General features: G+C 67.8%; 12 protein-coding genes and 1 pseudogene. 6 read left to right on the top strand and 7 right to left on the bottom strand.

The features are described from left to right. Positions 1–7: 7 nt before the first annotated feature. The 3 genes from ACTRWB_RS28740 to ACTRWB_RS28730 all read right to left on the bottom strand — a co-directional run bounded on the left by ACTRWB_RS28740 (position 8) and on the right by ACTRWB_RS28730 (position 5,504). On the bottom strand, positions 8–655 hold the full coding sequence (locus tag ACTRWB_RS28740) for a lytic transglycosylase domain-containing protein (RefSeq protein WP_446903845.1): 648 nt from the start codon (positions 653–655) through the stop codon (positions 8–10). 128 nt (positions 656–783) lie between these two features. Next, positions 784–2,142 carry a DUF3999 domain-containing protein gene (locus ACTRWB_RS28735; RefSeq protein WP_446903844.1) on the bottom strand — a complete coding sequence of 453 codons (1,359 nt, stop codon included), beginning with the start codon at positions 2,140–2,142 and terminating at the stop codon, positions 784–786. Next, on the bottom strand, positions 2,139–5,504 hold the full coding sequence (locus ACTRWB_RS28730; protein ID WP_446903843.1) for a DUF2339 domain-containing protein: 3,366 nt from the start codon (positions 5,502–5,504) through the stop codon (positions 2,139–2,141). The genes ACTRWB_RS28735 and ACTRWB_RS28730 overlap by 4 nt, the downstream gene beginning before the upstream one ends. Before the next feature lie 534 nt (positions 5,505–6,038). Between ACTRWB_RS28730 and ACTRWB_RS28725 the strand changes: the two are divergent. The 4 genes and pseudogenes from ACTRWB_RS28725 to ACTRWB_RS28710 all read left to right on the top strand — a co-directional run. Beyond that, positions 6,039–7,327: pseudogene (locus tag ACTRWB_RS28725) on the top strand (quaternary amine ABC transporter ATP-binding protein); the annotation flags it as partial. Beyond that, the gene (gene choW / locus ACTRWB_RS28720; protein WP_193099821.1) at positions 7,320–8,216 is read left to right on the top strand and encodes a choline ABC transporter permease subunit; all 897 of its coding nucleotides are present in this window, start codon (positions 7,320–7,322) and stop codon (positions 8,214–8,216) included. The pseudogene ACTRWB_RS28725 and the gene choW, both read left to right, overlap by 8 nt. A gap of 391 nt (positions 8,217–8,607) precedes the next feature. Next, positions 8,608–9,606: a GlxA family transcriptional regulator gene (locus ACTRWB_RS28715; protein ID WP_048242618.1), complete on the top strand. Its 999-nt coding sequence runs from the start codon at positions 8,608–8,610 to the stop codon at positions 9,604–9,606. 110 nt (positions 9,607–9,716) lie between these two features. After that, positions 9,717–10,664, top strand: coding sequence for a choline ABC transporter substrate-binding protein (locus ACTRWB_RS28710; protein WP_129515728.1), 948 nt, complete (start codon positions 9,717–9,719; stop codon positions 10,662–10,664). Positions 10,665–10,785: 121 nt separating this feature from the next. Here the strand turns inward: ACTRWB_RS28710 and ACTRWB_RS28705 are convergent, their stop codons facing one another. Continuing rightward, complete coding sequence (locus tag ACTRWB_RS28705) at positions 10,786–11,211, bottom strand: PACE efflux transporter (RefSeq protein WP_343493566.1); 426 nt, start codon at positions 11,209–11,211, stop codon at positions 10,786–10,788. Positions 11,212–11,358: 147 nt separating this feature from the next. Between ACTRWB_RS28705 and ACTRWB_RS28700 the strand changes: the two genes are divergently transcribed. Next, positions 11,359–12,300: a LysR substrate-binding domain-containing protein gene (locus ACTRWB_RS28700; protein WP_446903842.1), complete on the top strand. Its 942-nt coding sequence runs from the start codon at positions 11,359–11,361 to the stop codon at positions 12,298–12,300. Here ACTRWB_RS28700 and ACTRWB_RS28695 read toward each other — a convergent pair. The 3 genes from ACTRWB_RS28695 to ACTRWB_RS28685 all read right to left on the bottom strand — a co-directional run bounded on the left by ACTRWB_RS28695 (position 12,287) and on the right by ACTRWB_RS28685 (position 14,587). Then, positions 12,287–13,435 (bottom strand): WD40/YVTN/BNR-like repeat-containing protein, encoded by a 1,149-nt coding sequence (locus ACTRWB_RS28695; RefSeq protein ID WP_446903841.1) that lies wholly within the window; start codon positions 13,433–13,435, stop codon positions 12,287–12,289. The genes ACTRWB_RS28700 and ACTRWB_RS28695 overlap by 14 nt on opposite strands. Positions 13,436–13,510: 75 nt before the next feature. Next, the gene (locus tag ACTRWB_RS28690) at positions 13,511–13,780 is read right to left on the bottom strand and encodes a MoaD/ThiS family protein (protein ID WP_446903840.1); all 270 of its coding nucleotides are present in this window, start codon (positions 13,778–13,780) and stop codon (positions 13,511–13,513) included. Positions 13,781–13,897: 117 nt separating this feature from the next. Next, positions 13,898–14,587, bottom strand: a complete 690-nt coding sequence (locus ACTRWB_RS28685) for an aspartyl/asparaginyl beta-hydroxylase domain-containing protein (RefSeq protein ID WP_446903839.1) — start codon at positions 14,585–14,587, stop codon at positions 13,898–13,900. A gap of 216 nt (positions 14,588–14,803) precedes the next feature. Here ACTRWB_RS28685 and ACTRWB_RS28680 point away from each other — a divergent pair, with 216 nt between their 5' ends. Then, positions 14,804–15,148, top strand: a complete 345-nt coding sequence (locus ACTRWB_RS28680; protein ID WP_446903838.1) for a DUF4148 domain-containing protein — start codon at positions 14,804–14,806, stop codon at positions 15,146–15,148. The last annotated feature ends 60 nt before the right edge of the window (positions 15,149–15,208 follow it).

Raw genomic sequence — 15,208 nt, 5'->3', positions numbered from 1 at the left:
GGTACGCTCAAGGGTTCGCGGCCGTCCGCAGTTCGTCGGCCGCCGCGCCGTTCGAGGTTCGCAGCTGCGCATCGAATTGCTGCACGCGCAACGCGACGCGCTGCGCATAGCGCTTCGTGCCGCCGTTGTAGCGCACGAGCGCGGTTTCGACGTCGCCGTCCGCATCGTCGAGATAGCCGCGGAAGATGGCTGCGCCGATCCGCACGTTGGTCGCCGGGTCGGACAGGTCCCTGACATGCGCGACGAGGTCGCGATGGGCGGTGGGCAGTACCTGCATCAGCCCACGCGCGCCGGCGACACTGACCGCATGGCGATCGAAGCCCGATTCGACCGCGATGATCGCAAGCAGCAGCGCCGGTGCGAGCCCGTAGCGATCCGATTCGGTCTGCACTGCACGGGCGATCGTGCGCGCTTCGGCATACGCGATGTGGAAGCGGTTGCGCAGCGTCGTGACGATCGTGTCGATGGTCGGGGGCAGCGACGTATCGGGCGTGCTCGCGGCTGGGACCGGTGCCGCCGAGGTGTCGTCGGCCTGCGCGGGAAGCGCGGCCGACAGCGACAGCGCGATCGGGAGGAGCAGCAGAAGCCGCTTGAGCGGTAGCGCCGGGCGTGTACGCGGCGCCGGCTGGTCGTGCGATGAATAGGTTTCCTGCATGTCGTCGCATCGTGGTTCCGATGCAACGACTGTACGCAGTTATGCGTTGCGGCCGTCGAAAGAAACGAGTGCGCCGGATAAACGGCGCGTAAAGACGGCCGACCCGCGAACGGGGTGGCCGCGTGACGTCACTCGTCGCGGTCGCGTGGCTCGCCGCCGCCTTTCGCGAGGCGCCATGCAATCGTGCCGAGCACGCCGACCGCGACGACCAGCGCGCCCCACAGCACGTAGCGGCGCGGCGCGTCCGTATCGGCGGCCGGCGCCGGCGCAATCGCCGCTACCGGCAGCGCCGCGCCGACGCGCGCGGGCCGCACTTCGGGCGCCATGCCGACCAGCAACGCATCGCGGCTCACGGCCGACGACTCGAGCGACGCGTCGCCGACGCCGAGCGTAAACGGCGGCGCGCCGCGCGCGACGAAGGTCAGCGCGGCCGGGTGCCAGCCGATCGCGACGGCCGGCTGGCCGCTGCCGAACCCGCCGTTGCGCATGTCGACGACGATCCGCCACGCGCGATCCGTGTCCGCCGCGAACTCGAGCGGCGCGTTGCGCTGCTCGCCGCCCTTGCCCTGCAGCCGGAACAGCACGGCGCTCGCGACGTCGCGCCACGGTGCCTGCGCGTCGGCGCGGCTCTGCAGCGTCGCGCGCGCGACGGTGTTCGGTTGCGGCAGGTCGATCCGCACGCGGTCGACCGGATACGCGCCGTCGGTGTCGAACAGATACTCGCCGGGTGCGCTGCCGGCCCGGACGCGTGCGGCGTCGCGCCATTGGCGCGGTACGGACGCGGTGTCCGTTCCGCGTGCGTCGCGTGGATGCGTCTCGACGTCGATCGACGCGATCGCGGGCGTGCCGTCGAGCCAGTCCAGCCGCAGGTAGCGTGGCGTCGCGCCTTCGAGTGCGATGCGTTCCTGCACCAGCATGTCGTCGCCGCGGCCGACCTTCAGCAACTGCGTGCTGCCGAGCGAGCGCCAGCTGCGCAGGTCGTCGCTCGCGTCGACGGCGACGCGCCCCTGGTAGCTGTCGTCGCCCACGTGCACGAGCAGCGCGTCGAGGCTGCCGTCCGCACGCGACAGATCGACGAGATCCGCGCCGCGCCGTGCGGGCGGCGGCGCGGCGACGGCCGCGCGCAGCGAGCCGTCCGGGCCGACCGTCACCCCGAGCGATGCGTTGCCGTTGTTGGCGCGCACCGGCGGCAGCGGGAACCAGTGCACCGGCGCGCGCGACGGTGGCACGGCGGGCGTGGCCGCAGCCGGCGCGTCGAGCGAATACGGCACCGGCTCGTCCGCGCCGTTGAAGATGCGCACGTCGCCGAGATCGTCGCGCCGGCTGGCCGCATACACGGGCTGCGGCACGGTGAGCTGGTAGTACGCGGCACTACCGTCGAGGTCGAGCGAGTAGCGCTGCGCGCCGGGTTGGGCGTCCGGTGCACCGTCGGCCGCGGCGAACGACGCGAGCAGGCTCAGTGCGAGCAGGGCGGCGAGTCGCTTCATTGCCGGTCGTCCCGTTGGGCCGCGGCCTTCGGCGGCAGCGGCGAGAAATAGCCGATCAACAGCAGCAGCACGCCGATGCCGATGAACGACACGATGCGTTCGATGCCGGTCACGTGCGACAGGTCGAACAGGAACAGCTTGACGACCGTGAGCGCGAGCAGCGCGGCGCCGACGAACCACAGCGGACGCAGCCCGCGGCGCGTGGCCCAGATCGTCGTCGCGAGCGCGCAGACCGTCCAGTACACGGATACCGAAGCCTGCACGAGCGTCGATTCCGCCATCGCGCCGAATTCGTACGGCACGCCGGCCCAGTGATGCAGCGTGCGCAGCAGGATCGCGTTGAGCCACAGGAACACGGTCGCGCCGGCCGCGCTCAGCAGTTCGACGCGATAGGTGTCGAACGACCAGCCGAGCTTGCGCGCCCGCACGAACCACGATGCGGCGAGCGCATAGACCACCACGAGCACGAGATCGAGCGGGTTGAAGAGCGGCACGCGCGCCCAGCTTCCGCCGTCCTGCGTGAAGTTCGCGTAGAAGGTCCACACCCACATCACGACGATCAGCGGCAGCGACGCGAGCGCGCAGACGCGGGCGATGCCGTCGCGGCGCGTCAGCCACATCCCGGCGAACGCGAACACGCTCCAGCCGACCATGAATACCTGCTGGATGCCGAACGACGACAGCACGGTGTCGATGTCGTAGGCCAGGTGGAAACGGTGATGCAGCGTGCGCAGCATCAGCGCGTTGAACCACAGGAACACGGTCGCGATCGCCGCATAGTCGACGACGCGCGGATGCCACGCGATGCCGAGCGTCTTCAGGCGGCGCAGCCATGCGGCGAATGCAACGAACACGAGGAATTGCGCGATGTCGAGCGGATTGAGCAGCGGCAGCCAGAAGAGCGGCGAAGCGTCGCCGTCGCTGATGATGCTCGCGATGCTCCACAGCCACAGCAGCGCGGCGAGCGGCGCCGCGCCCCACACCTGGTACGCGCGAGGGAACGCCGCGACGGGCCAGCGCAGCCGCGAGCCGGGGCCCGATACCAGCAGGAGCAGCGCGCCGAAGCCGTACGCCCACGCGCTCCAGCTCCACGCGCCTTCGGGCACGAATGCGCGCAGGCGCCAGAAACCTTCGAGCGACAGCAGCACGCACAGGGTCCAGAACATCAGCGTATGCAGCGGCGCGATCACGCTGGCGGCGATGGATTGCACGATGCCCGTCGCGGTATCGCTTCTGGCCGCGCCGCGCGACTGGCGCCACAGCAGCGCAAGGCCTGCGCCGACGGCGACGGGCCACGCGAACGCGCCCAGGCCCGACAGCGGCGCTTCATGTGCATCGAACGCGCGCAATGCGAGCAGCGCCAGCACCGGCGTCAGCGCGAGCGCCGGCCATTCGGCGAGCGGCCATGCCAGCCGGCGGCGCGCGACGTACGCGAGCCACGCGGTGCCGGCCGCGAACAGCGCCGTCGTATCGACGACGAAACGGTCGGCATGCAGGTCGACGTGACGGCTCGCGTAGACAAGGATCTCGTGCAGCCCGCCGCTGACCCACCACAGCAGCCCCCACGCCGCGGCCGCGGCGCCGATCTCGGGCATCCATGCGTGCCACGCTCGCGCTTCGCCGCGCCCGTGCAGCCACCAGCCGGTGAACAGGCCGGCGAGCGCGATCAGCAGCATCGCGATATACGGGCTGTTGAGCACCGGCAGCGCGTTGGTGTCGGTGGGCCCGAGCAGGCTCGTGAAGAACGCGCCGGCCGCGGCGACCTGCATCAGCAGGCCGAAGCAGAACGGCAGCAGGCGTTTCTGGCGCACGCCGAGCCAGACGACGGCCGCGCCTTCGATCGCCCATGCGGCGCTGGTCGTCGGGCCCGAGAACGCGAGCGGCACGGCCAGCGTCGCGAAGATCACCGCGAGCGCGAGCATCGCTTCGAACAGCAGCGCGAGGTGGTCGCGGCGCCGTGCGAGCCATGCGGCGACCGCGACGTAGAACGCCGACAGCGCGACGGCGCTCCACGCGAGCCCGAACGGCATGTCCTTCACGAGCGACGCCTGCAGCGCGGTCGCGACGATCGGCGTGCCGAACACGAGCGTGCCGTCCACGTAGTGCCGCAGCGCCAGCTCGCGTTTCACCGCATACAGCAGCGCGATGCCGACATACATCAGGAAGAACAGGATCAGGAACGGCTCGGTGCTCGCGAACAGCGCGGGGCGATAGGCCGTCACGCCCCACGCCGAGCCGATCGTGAACGTGAACACGAAGCCGAGCAGGTTCAGCGGACGCCATGCCTTGAACCACGCGATCGCGAAGATGCCCGCGTTCAGCAGCGCGTAGTAGCTGAACAGCGCGACGTGGTTGCCCTGACCGGTCGACAGCAGCACCGGCGCGAGAAAGCCGCCCGCGCTGCCCATGAACGCGAGCGGCAGCGCGTTCTGCCGCACCGCGAGGAACGCGCTCAACGCGCAGACCGCGACCATCAGCGGAAACGCGGCGCCGACGGGCAGCAGCGTGTAAAGCTTGGTCGCGGCGAAGATCGTCAGGTACAGGATGCCGACGCCGCCGCCTTGCAGCACGAGGCCGTATGCGGCGCGGCGCGCACGCACGCGCCAGCCGATCGCGAGCAGTGCGGCCGCGGCGAGCGCCGTGCCCGCGAGGCGAAATTCGATCGGCAGCATGCTGTTGTCGGCCGCGTACTTGAGCAGGAACGCGATGCCGAAGAACAGCACGATGATGCCGACGCGCACGACCGTGTTGCCGCCGAGCAGCCAGTCGCGCGCGGCGCCGAACGCGCGCTCGGCGATGCCGGGTTCGCGCGGCGCGGGCGGAGTGGGGCGGGCGGGTGTTGCGGGTGGGTTCGCTGCTGTGTGGGTCGCAGCGGGAACGGCGGCGGGCGCCGTGGCAGGCACCGGCACCGATGTGGATGCCGGCATGCCCGCGCGTGCGACTGCGGGTTGCGTAGGCGGTGTCGGCGGCGTTGCGAAGGCGGGTGGCGACAGCGGCGCGGATGTGGTGCCGGCCGCGCTGGACGAAGGCGTTTGCGCGGCGATGCCGGTCGTGGCCGCACCGGCCTTCGTGCCGGCCAGTTGGCCGCGCAGCGAATCGAGTTCGCGCGTGAGCGTTTCGACGGTCGCCTCGAGGCGCGCAACGCGATCGGCGAGCGGTACGGGTTGCTGTTGCGGCGTCGCGGGCATCGCGGATGCGTCGGATGCGGCGCGCTTGTTCTTGAGCTTGTGTTGCTGCAGCGCGTGGCCGATACAGAACCCGACGGCGGCACCGAGCAGCGAGCCGCTCGCGCCCGAGAAATCCCCGATCAATGCGGCGATGCCGCCTACGATGAAACCGATTACGGCGAATGCCCAGTTCAACGCCTTGCTCCCTCACTATCGTTATCGTCCTTCGATCGCGGATCGCACCGGATCGAGGCGGTTTCAGCACGGCCGGCAGGCGAACCGGCATGCGCGCGCCGCAGGCGGACCGTCGTGCGACAGACCCGCGCAGCGTCGCGAGCGGCGTGTTTGCCGGCAATGTATCACAGCGGCCATGCGGGATTTTCTGGGTTGCGGACAGGGTGCGATACGTGGCTGATTTCCGTGCATGACGATCGTTCGGCGCGGCTTTTTTTGTACGGTCATGCTTTTTGCGGGCGGCCGACACGCACCGGCGGACGGCCGGTTGGCGCGCATTGATCGGATGACAGTCGCGACACCGGCGGATCGGACGTGAAATTGTCGCAAAGCGACCTGCGCCCGGCGCGAATTGGCGCAAAACATCATGCGATGCACGCCGCGCTGCTGCGCACAAGTCCGGCGCGTGATGCCCGTCGTTGTTGGCCGTGCGCGTATTGCGCCGCCGCAATCGGGTGTCGCTGCGTGCCGCGCCCCGCCGGGCGGGGCTGGGGGGCGTGTCGTATTTGCGCAAGCGTTTGTCGTAATTCGTCGGCAGGTCGGGGTTTTTTCTGGCAACTATGTAGGCACGCTATGACTCGCTCGAGTCCCCGCTACACGAGGAGAAGGTTTCGATGGATGCCCCCAAGGTCGTAGTCGAAGGTCTGTGCAAGGTGTTTGGAAGCAACCCGCAGCAGGCGCTCGACATGCTCGCCGCCGGCTCGACGAAGGACGAGGTGCTCAAGCGCACCGGTCAGGTCGTCGGTGTGCACAACGTCTCCTTCGATGTGCAGGAAGGCGAAATTTTCGTGCTGATGGGCCTGTCGGGCTCCGGCAAGTCCACGCTGATCCGCCTCGTGAACCGGCTGGTCGATCCGAGCGCCGGCAAGGTGATGATCGACGGGCTCGACGTCGCGTCGGCGCGCCGCTCGGCGCTGACCGCGCTGCGCCGCAAGGACATGAGCATGGTGTTCCAGTCGTTCGCGCTGATGCCGCATCGCACCGTGGTGTCGAATGCCGCGTTCGGCCTCGAGGTCGCGGGCGTCGGCAAGAAGGAACGCGAACGGCGCGCGATGGAGGTGCTCGAGCAGGTCGGTCTCGCACCGTTTTCGCAGAAGCTGCCGTCCGAGCTGTCGGGCGGGATGCAGCAGCGCGTCGGCCTCGCTCGCGCGCTGGCCGTGAACCCGTCGCTGATGATCATGGACGAGGCGTTCTCCGCGCTCGACCCGCTGAAGCGCCGCGAAATGCAGGATGTGCTGTTGCAACTGCAGAAGGAACAGCGCCGCACGATCATGTTCGTGTCGCACGATCTCGAGGAAGCGCTGCGCATCGGCAACCGCATCGCGATCATGGAAGGCGGCCGCCTCGTGCAGGTCGGTACGCCGCAGGACATCATCGCGAACCCGGCCGACGACTACGTGCGCGCGTTCTTCGACGGCATCGATACGAGCCGCTACCTCACGGCCGGCGACCTGATGCAGACGGGTGCCGTGCCGATCGTGTCGAAGTGCGATGCCGCGAACGTCGCGGCGACGCTGAACGGCAGCGCCGAATACGCGTTCGTGCTCGACGCCGAACGCAAGATCCGCGGCTTCGTCACGCGCGACGCGATCGGTGAGGCCACGCCGTCCGTGCGGCCGATCGAGAGCATCCGGCGCGACGCGTCGCTCGAACATGTCGTCGCGCGCGTGGTCGCGAGCCCGAATGCACTGCCGGTCGTCGACGACGACGGCTGCTACTGCGGCTCGGTCGATCGTGCGCTCATCCTGAAGGCCATCACGCGTTCGCGAGGTTCCCATGTCTGAAATGATTCCGCTCGGTACCTGGGTCGACCAGTCCGTTCATTACCTGCTCGACCACGACGCGAAGACGTTCGACGCGATCGGTCAAGCGATCGAGGGTCTCGCGGCATTCGTCGAGCACAGCCTGCAGGCGATCCCGATGTGGATGATGATGGCGATCTTCATCGGCGTCGGGCTGTGGCGGGTGGGCTGGCGCTTCGCGCTGTTCACCACCGCGTCGCTGCTGCTGATCTTCGCGACGGGCTTCTGGGACCAGACGATCATCACGCTCGGCCTCACGCTGTCGTCGACGATCATCAGCCTCGTGCTCGGCATTCCGCTCGGCATCTGGGCCGCGAAGAGCAAGTGGGTCGCCGCGACCGTGCGTCCGATCCTCGACCTGATGCAGACGATGCCCGCATTCGTCTACCTGATTCCGGCCGCGATGCTGTTCGGTCTCGGCCGCGTGCCGGGGATCCTGTCGACGGTGATCTTCGCGATGCCGCCTGCCGTGCGCCTGACGAGCCTCGGCATCCGCCATGTGAACCGCGAGATCGTCGAAGCCGGCCAGGCATTCGGCTGCACGCCGTGGCAGCTGCTGTACAAGGTGCAGTTCCCGAACGCGCTGCCGTCGATCATGCAGGGCGTGAACCAGACGATCATGATGGCGCTGTCGATGGTGATCATCGCGTCGATGGTCGGCGCGGGCGGTCTCGGCAACGACGTGCTCGCGAGTATCCAGCGCCTCGACATCGGCCTCGGTTTCGAAAGCGGTCTGTCGGTCGTGCTGCTCGCGATCATTCTCGACCGTATCACCGAAAGCTTCGGCCGTGCGCCGGGCACCGTGAAGGCGCCGCTGTTCTCGGGCCTCAAGCAGCTGTTTCGCGTGAAGCCCGCGCACGCCCAGGCCTGAACGAACGGCGGCCGGCCAGTCTCCCGGCCGCCTTCCCTGAATCGATAACGGCTTCCGCGGCTTTGGTCGCGGGGCTGGCTCCCTGCAACCTGTCGAGGGTCTGTTTCCAGATGGAACGCACATGCGAATGCCCGAAATCGCTCGCAGGGCAAGAAGTGAGGAGCGCCGTTTGGCCGAGCCAAACAAGCGACGAGCGACGCCACCATGCGGGCGATTTCGGGCATTCCCGTGACATGAATTTTTTAATTTGGGGTTGCCACGAGAACGGCCGCTCGCCGCGTTGCGCTCCTTGCGAATACGTCAGTATTCGCAGCGTCGCGCGCCTCGCGAGCGGCCGTTCTCGTGGCAACGCATGCGCGTTCCATCTGGAAACAGACCCTGGGAGACCGATGTGACGTCCGCCGTCGCTGTCGCGCCCGCCGCCTGCGTTTCACCGGTTTCGTCGCTCGCCCATTTCGGCTTCCTGACGCTGCCGAATTTCTCGATGATCGCGTTCTCGAGCGCCGTCGAAGTGCTTCGGATGGCGAACTATGTCGGGCGCGCCGACCATTACCGGTGGTCGATCTACTCGCTCGATGGCGCACCGGCGCATGCCAGCAACGGCATCGCGGTGCGGCCCACGCAGGCGCTCGACTACACGAACCTGCCCGACGTGATGATCGTGTGCGGCGGCATCCGCATCCGCGACGTGGTCGACGAGGGCGCGCGCGATACGCTCGCGGCGCTCGCCGAACGCGGGCTGCCGCTCGGCGGCATCTGCACGGGCGCGTACGCGCTGATGTCGAGCGGGCTGCTCGACGGCTATCGCTGCACCGTGCACTGGGAGAACCTGTCCGCGCTGCATTCGGAGTTTCCGCAGGTCGGTTTCGCCGACGAGCTGTTCGTCGTCGACCGCGACCGGCTGACCTGCACGGGCGGCACCGCGCCGCTCGACCTGATGCTGAACCTCGTCGGCATGCGGTTCGGCCAGCAGCTTGCCGCGCAGGTGTCGGAACAGTTCATCCTGGAGCGCATCCGCAGCTCGACCGACACGCAGCCGATTCCGGTCGATGCGCGTGTCGGCTTCTCCCGTGCGGAGCTGATCGAGGTCGTGCGGCTGATGGAGGCGAACATCGAGGAGCCGTTGTCGCTGGAGGAGCTCGCGCGGCTCGTGCGGTTGTCGCAGCGACATTTGCAGCGGATGTTCAAGGTGTACCTGAACGTGTCGCCGACCCACTATTACCTGACGATGCGCCTGAAACGCGCGCGCGACCTGCTGCGCACGACCGATGCGTCGATCGCACGCGTGACGACGGTCTGCGGGTTTCATTCGCCGTGTCATTTCAGCAAGGCCTACCGCGCGCAGTTCGGCCATGCGCCGAGCTACGAGCGCAGGTTGCCGGGGCGCTGACCGGCGCCGCCATGAATCATTCGGTCCGCGACGTCGCCGGGATCGCGGCGCGCGGTTTCAATAAACGATCCCGCATTCAAGCAAACGACATCACTTTGAGGAGAAGACAGATGAAGCGCCTATTGATCGCAGCGGTGTGCGGGATTGGGGTATCCGCGCCGATGTCGGCCGTTTATGCAGCCGATCCGCCCGTATGCAAGAACGTGCGCTTCGCGGATGTCGGCTGGTCCGACATCGCGGCGACCACGGGTCTGGCATCGACGATGCTGCAGGGCCTCGGCTACGCGCCGACGAAGACGATCGCATCGGTGCCGATCACGTTCGCCGGGATCAAGAGCAAGCAGATCGACGTGTTCCTCGGCTACTGGTCGCCGACGATGGACCCGATCATCCAGCCGTTCACGAAGGCCGGCACGATCAAGGTGCTGTCGACGCCGAACCTGACCGGCGCGAAATACACGCTGGCGGTGCCCGACTACGTGTACCAGGGTGGCCTGAAGTCGTTCGCGGACATCCAGAAGTTCGCCGACAAGCTGAACGGCAAGATCTACGGGATCGAGCCGGGCAACGACGGCAACCTGCTGATCAAGAAGATGATCGACGGCAACCAGTTCGGCCTCGGCAAGTTCAAGATGGTCGAGTCGAGCGAGGCCGGGATGCTGGTCGAGGTGAACCGCGCGATCCGCGACAAGCAGTGGATCGTGTTCCTTGGGTGGGAACCGCATCCGATGAACGTGCAGATGAAGATCGATTACCTGAGCGGCGGCGACGACGTGTTCGGCCCGAACTACGGCGAAGCGAAGGTGCTGACGGCAACGCCGCCCGACTACGCGGCGCGCTGCCCGAACGTCGCGAAGTTCGTGTCGAACCTGCAGTTCACGACGACGATCGAAAACCACGTGATGGTGCCGATCATGAACAAGGAAGACCCGAACAAGGCGGCGGCCGAGTACCTGAAGGCGAACCCGCAGGCGCTCGACAAGTGGCTCGCGGGCGTGACGACCCTCGACGGCAAGCCGGGTCTGCCGGCGGTGAAGGCGTATCTCGGCGTGCATTGAGCGTCGACCTGACCGGCGTGCCGACTGAAACGGGCGGCGCGCTGGTTTGACGTAACGCGGCCCTCCCGCATCGTGCGGGCGGGCCGCGTCGTTTTTGCGCGATTGCGTGCGGACACAACCGTCACGATCCCTTCGTCGCCGCCGGCACGTCGAACACGCGATCGAACGCCCACTGAAACACGAACGCGTAGCAGAAGAAGAACGCGAACAGCCCGATATCGACGACGAACGCGTCGAACCACGAGATGTCGAGCCACCACGCCACGACGGGCACGAGCATGAAGATCAGCCCGCCTTCGAAACCGGTGGCGTGCAGGATTCGCCGCCCGAGCGTGCGTGCCGGCTGCCGGCGCGACGCTTCCCAGCGCTCGAACAGCGCGTTGAAGATCATGTTCCACAGCAGCGCGATCGCCGACATCGTCGCCGACAGCGCGCCCGAATAGACGAGGTCCTGCTTGAAGATCGCCGCGATCACGGGCGAGATGCAGGAGATGGCGATCGCTTCGTAGAGCACCGCCTGCGTGATCCTGCGCGGTAGGCCTTGCACGTTGTTTCTCCGGTTCGACGGCAGCCGCCGCGGCACCGTGCCGCGACGTCCCGCAAGGCTACCCGCGTTGCACACCCGCCTCAATTCACCTAATCTCACCCGGATTGAATCGAATTCAACCCGGCCGCATCCGGCCCGCGAGGCCCCGTGTTCTCGAAAATTCCCCTGACCGCATTGCGTGTATTCGAGTCGTCGGCGCGGCTCGGCACGTTCAAGGCCGCCGCGGACGAACTGTCCGTGACGCCGGCCGCCGTGTCGCACCAGATCAAGTCGCTCGAAAGCCGGCTCGGCGTGCTGCTGTTCGAGCGCGGTGCGAGCGGCGTGCGGCTCACGGACGCGGGCGAGCGGCTGTTTAGCGCGAGTCACGATGCGCTGCTTGCGCTGAGCCGAGGGCTGGACGCGGTGCGGCCCGAGGCGGCCGGCGAGCGTACGCTCGTGCTGACCACCACGCCCGCTTTCGCCGCGATGTGGCTGATTCCGCGGCTTGGCCGGTTTCGCCGCGTCGATCCGGAATTGAACATCAAGGTCGAAACCGGCAATGCGCTCGCCGATCTCGAACGCGATGCGCGCATCGATCTCGCGATTCGCGCGACGTCGCGCACGTTCCCGGGCCTGCACGAGATCGCGCTGCTCGACGAGTATTTCGGCGCGTATGCAGCCGCCGGTTTCGACGCGCATCGCACGGACGAGCGGCTCGATTTGATCGAGACCGTGTGGGATACGCCGCTGCCCATGTCGATAGACTGGGCGTCGTGGTGCCGCGCGGCCGGCCGGGAAGCGTGGCTCGAACGCGCGGTGTTCCGGCATTACGACGACGAGCAGTACGCGTTGCAGGCCGTGTTGCACGGGCAGGGCGTCGCGTTGTTGAGCTCGGTGCTGGTTGCCGAGCATGTCGAGCGCGGCGCGCTGATGCCGGTCGAGCCGTCGGTGCGGCTCGGCGGCGCGCGCTTCGTCGCGCTGTGCCGGCCCGGGCGGGAACGCGAACCGCAGGTCAGGCGGTTTCTTGATTGGCTCGAAGCGGAAATCGCGCAGACGCGTGAGGCGGTGGCGCGGATGACGGACGATCGCCGCACCGTCACCCGAACCTGACGCAATACACCGGCGGCAAATGCGCGGACACCATCTGCCAGTTTTCGCCGCCGTCGCCGGACGTCCATAACCCGCCGGTCGTCGACGCCATCGCGAGACGCGTGCCGGAATCGTCCACTGCCAGCCCGTGGCGATACACGAGGTCGTATGCGGGGGCGGCCGGCAACCCGTTCGAGAAGCTCTCGAAACTGCGGCCGCCGTCGCGAGTACGTGTGACGACGAACCGGCCGTTCACCGGAATCCGGCAAGCATCCTTCACGGCCGGCACGAACCACGCCGTGTCCGGTTCGTTCGGATGCACGGCGACCGCGAAGCCGAAGCTCGAAGGCTGCGCTTCGATCCGTCGCCAGTGCTCGGCGCCGTCGGTCGAGCGGAAGATCGCGCAGTGATGCTGGGTCCACAGTACGTCCGGGTTGGCCGGGCACTGCACAACGCGGTGCGGGTCCTGCGCGTTGGGTTCGCCGCGCCGCTCGGGCGGCATGTAATCGGCTTCCATGCCGTCGGCGGTGACGCGCCAGGTCGCGCCGCCGTCGAAGGTCTGCCAGACGCCGCCGCACGAGATGCCGATCGTCACGTGCCGGCTGTCGCGCGGATCGACCATCACCGAATGGATGCCCGGCGCGTCGTACCCGCCGCCGCCCCATTCGGCGCGCTCCGGGCGGTCCCACAGCGGGCGGTTGAGTACCCACGAGTCGCCGTGATCGTCGGAGCGGAAAAGGCCGCCGGGTATCGTGCCGGCCCACAGTACGCCCGGCTCGTCGGCGCCGCCGGCTTCGAGCGACCAGATCTGCTGAAGCGTCCACGGCGGCTGCGGCGAGCCGGCGGGCTCGTCGTCCGCGTCGGCCGTGCCTCCATTCACGCTGGCGCCGGCGGGCGGTTCGTCGACAGGCTGCGGCGGATAGACGGGGACGGCGCATTCTTCCCAGTCGGCGGCTCCCGCGCGCCTGCGGTGCAGCTTCACGCCGAAATGGCCGAGGTTGAGCGCCGCGTACAGCGTTCCGTCGCGCGGGTCGGCGAGCGCCATGCTGACCGGTTCGCCGACGAAATGCGGTTCGCCGAGCGTCCAGCCGCCGTTGCCGTCGGGCTGCAGAATGAACAGGCCCTTGCGGGTGGCGACGAGCAATCGATCGTTCATGTCGGATGTCTCCTGGTGGCCCGGCCTGGCGCTCTGGTGCGTGGGCGCCTGGTCGGAGTCCATGCATCAGTCCTCTTATCCGCCCGTCAGCGCCTGGACGACATAAACCTGGCTGGTGTCGCCGAGCGCATCGGACAGGTGTTGCCGGTCGCGGATCGGGTGGCCGTCGATGAATACCGACAGGTGTTTTCGTAGCGCGCCCTGGTCGTCGACGATGTAGCCGCGCAGCCTCGGCTGCTCGCCGAAGACGGTTTCGAACGCCTCGCCGAGCGTTCGCGCGTCGATGTCGCGCTCGGGCGTTGCGACGTGCCGCTGGATCGAGGCGGCGAAGAAAAGGTGCGCCATGGCGGTGGCTGGCAGGAGCCGCGCGGAGGGGACGGTCTGTAGTTTAGGCGATCCGGCGGGCGCTGAAAGGCGGGATGGAGCCGCCCGGCGTGATCGGGTGTGCCGGCCGGTCGTGCGTTAAACCGGAATCGACCGTCCCCGAATCCGGATCCCGAGCCGTACGACGCCGATCACCGCATTCGACAGCCACGTGAGCAAGCGCGGCATCCCGCGCCGGCGGATATCGAGCAGCAGCACGATCCGCACTTCATCGCTGTCGTTCCACACCTCGTGCATGAACGTGTCGTCCCACAGCAGGAAGCGGCCTTCGTCGAGCCGGTACTCGCGGCCGTCGACCTTCAGCACGGCGGCCGGCGTGCCGTCCGCGCGCTTCGGCATCGACAGCACGAGATAGCCGCGCAGGATGCCGCGAAATGGCCCGCGATGCGGTGGAATGTGTTTGCCCGGTGCGAGGAACGACAGCGACGCGGACAGCACGTCCGGCGATGCCGCAACGAGCGACGCGACGGTCGGGCAGCGCGACAGGTTGCGCGGGAACGGCTGGCCGTACGCCTGCATGATGAACATCCGCCAGTCGCGCGCATCGTTGGCCGAGATGTCGTACTGCTCGCGCATGATCTCGTGGAAGCGCGGGATGCGCGGCATGTCGCGCGCGACGACGAGCGCTTCCGCCTGGATCGCCGGCCATGCGCGCACGAAACGCTCGGCGTCCGGGAATGCGGCCGTGTCGAGCACCGAGCCGCCGTCGATATGGCGGTCGTACAGCGTGCGCAGCAGGCCGGCTGCATAGTCGTAAACGACGGACATGGTCGATCGAAAGGCGATCCGTATGAAGTGTCGTCAGTCTGCACGAAGCGTAATGGGCGCTGCGTTACGTGAGATTACGCCGGCTGACGAAAGAATGACAGTTCCGTGAATGTTCGGCCCCAGCGAATTGAGCCGCGCCGCGCGGGAATAAACGAACCCGCTCCGTCGTCATACGGGTGTAGCACATCGTCTCGTTGACTTCTGAAGGAGCAAACCATGAACAAGCATTGGCTGGTGGCCGCCACGGTAGCGGCGATTTCTCTCGCGGGTGTCGCAGCGCAAGCGTCGGCACAGGAACTGACGCGCGCACAGGTCAGGCAGGAACTGATCGACGCCGAAAACAACGGACTGCGCTTCGTGACCGACACGTCGTATCCGGACGTGAGCCCGCTGTTCCAGCAGCAGGTCCAACAAATGCCGCAGCGTCAGTCCAGCACGGCGGTCGGCAGCGATCCGGCCGTTTCATCCGAAGCGGGCAAGCCGGCAACGATGTCGCCGCGCCAGCGCCCGGCCGCGTGCGTCGGCCCGGCAAGCTTCTGCACGATCTATTTCGGTAGCTGATACAAGCGCCTGCGTTCGCAGGTCAGGCATTCACGATGGTCGATCGATACGGAACATTGA

The organism is Burkholderia sp. YIM B11467 (genome assembly GCF_052952715.1).
The sequence above is the reverse complement of the archived record's forward strand: the minus strand, read 5'-3'. Positions and strand labels throughout refer to the sequence as shown.